Genomic DNA, 1,878 nt, shown 5'->3' on the forward strand with positions numbered 1-1,878 from the left:
CGGGCGGCTCCCCAGAACAGTCTCAGCCTGGAAGTTGGTCACTAGCTAGACACTACCTAACAGCCACAGGCGATAGGCTGAGAGGCCAGAGATGCTGTCGTGGCTTTCATCTTACCTCTCAGCGGTTTTTGAGATGTTGCCTATTCCTACTCGTTTTTGTAGTAAGTAGCAAGTTTCAGTAACAACGCACCAGGTTGTAATAAATTGTTGATTGATTAATTTTTGGAATTGTTTTTTTGCTAATGGGTGAAGTGAGTCGTTTTTATTAGCAAGGGCCAGCCAGAAACCAGTATCAACAATGATCATATTTTTGCTTAAGTTCACTTGTTAAATAGGTTTTATAGTTTTGCGAAAGGTCTGGTTCAGCCTCTATACAACCGATAAAGTCAGACCAATCTTCTGTTCGCTGATCTTTCATTTCCTGTGGGTTGGGAGAATATCGTTTTTTGAGAATATCTACAAGTTCAAGAATAGTCTGTTGTGCGTCGAGGGGAAGGGACGCAATATCTTCTTGAATTGTTTCTAGGTTTATCATTGTCATTATCTCTTTATGGTTGATTGTATCAATTTTAAGATAAAAATCGAGTTCTGTGAAAAGCTGATGTTTACATGAGCAAAACTCCTAAAATTAGACTTGACAAAAGACCTGAGATTGTTATATTCTACAGGTTACAAGCTTTTAAACGAGAGAAGGATTCCATGCCTCCCTTCCACTTTCCCTCCAATGTATTTGTAATCTCAAATAATGCCGCCGGCAGGTGCGCATTAGGGGGTTCCCTAGGCGGAACTTCAATATTAGATGCCGCCGGCAGGTACACATTACGGGGTTCCCCAGGCCGAGGCGGAACTTGAAAATCAAGGGTTTCGTCTTCCCCCCATTTCCGCAATTCCCGCCAGTACACCCATTGTCCTCCTTTTCTCCAGCCGAGGCGATCGCCGAACTTATTCCACACTACCTCATTATACTCGCTCGTGCCACCGAGACTCTCATAGATTTCTCTCTGAACACTGAAGCCGAATTTACCCTTACTAGCTGACAACCAAAGCTGGTCAATGATGCGTAAATCTTCACAGGAAAAGTTTCTAATATCCAGTACTCTGAACCGCCCGTTCTCTCCCCTCTCAGCAGCTTGAAGCATCGCCCTAGTTGTTTCATCATCTGCTTCTTTCCATTTCCCTGCTGCTAGTAGGTCTTGTAGACTGGTATAACTCACTCCACCCTTACGCAATTGTCGGCTAAAATCATTGATTGCGCCTCGTTTTCCGGTGCTAAAATCCTATTGTTCTTTCATAGTTTATCCTTCCTTCATATTAATGTTTATAGTTCTATTAACACCCGAATTTTAGCGACCTGGGCATCAACTTTCGGCTTAAGAATTATTTCAACATCTTGATCAAGAGCGTTGAGAATATGAAACAAATCTTCCAGAGAAAATTGACTAAGTTTTCCCTTGATTAATTGAGATGCTTCTAGTGTTGATATTCCTAAAATTTCTGCTGTTTCAGTTTCCGTGAAGTTCCGTTCATTGACAATATCAATAATCCCAGATAGAATTTGAGCGCGGACTAAAGTTTGTTCGGCTTCTGGATCGCCAAGATCAGCGAAAATATTACTATTACTTTTTTCAAAGTCGCTCATTTTGTTATTCTCCTTGATTTTTTAACCATTCTTGATAACTTATTTCAGCCAGTTTTATTTGAAATGGCTCCGTATTTTTCCAACGATAGGTATTAAAATCTCGATAATCAACGGAAAGAAGGTTCTTCGTTACTTAGTATGGTTCGATAGGGGGGCATAAATCGACTAAATCCTTATCTGGCAAGAGACTTAATTGATTAGTTCGCTCTAGATCAAAAATAATTGACAAAAATCGCCAA

Annotated in this window: 3 protein-coding genes and 1 pseudogene; all 4 read right to left on the reverse strand. The window is 40.7% G+C overall.

Annotation, left to right across the window (positions count from 1 at the left end; all coding sequences use genetic code 11):
* Nucleotides 1–123: 123 nt before the first annotated feature.
* Nucleotides 124–306 (reverse strand): annotated as a pseudogene (locus PX481_RS18565) (type II toxin-antitoxin system VapC family toxin); the annotation flags it as partial.
* Nucleotides 293–535 (reverse strand): hypothetical protein, encoded by a 243-nt coding sequence (locus tag PX481_RS18570; protein WP_002760261.1) that lies wholly within the window; start codon nt 533–535, stop codon nt 293–295. The gene PX481_RS18570 and the pseudogene PX481_RS18565, both read right to left, overlap by 14 nt.
* A gap of 127 nt (nt 536–662) precedes the next feature.
* Nucleotides 663–1,214 carry a GUN4 domain-containing protein gene (locus tag PX481_RS18575; protein WP_223213014.1) on the reverse strand — a complete coding sequence of 184 codons (552 nt, stop codon included), beginning with the start codon at nt 1,212–1,214 and terminating at the stop codon, nt 663–665.
* 104 nt (nt 1,215–1,318) lie between these two features.
* A complete protein-coding gene (locus PX481_RS18580) occupies nt 1,319–1,639 on the reverse strand; it encodes a helix-turn-helix domain-containing protein (protein ID WP_002760257.1) in 321 nt (106 codons plus the stop codon).
* Between the last annotated feature and the right edge of the window lie 239 nt (nt 1,640–1,878).

Source organism: Microcystis sp. M53603_WE2 (genome assembly GCF_030065435.1).

Coding starts and splice junctions, on each gene's coding strand:
- PX481_RS18570 (WP_002760261.1), bottom strand. CDS start 535: ATGATAAACCTAGAAACAATTCAAGAAGATATTGCGTCCCTTCCCCTC.
- PX481_RS18580 (WP_002760257.1), bottom strand. CDS start 1,639: ATGAGCGACTTTGAAAAAAGTAATAGTAATATTTTCGCTGATCTTGGC.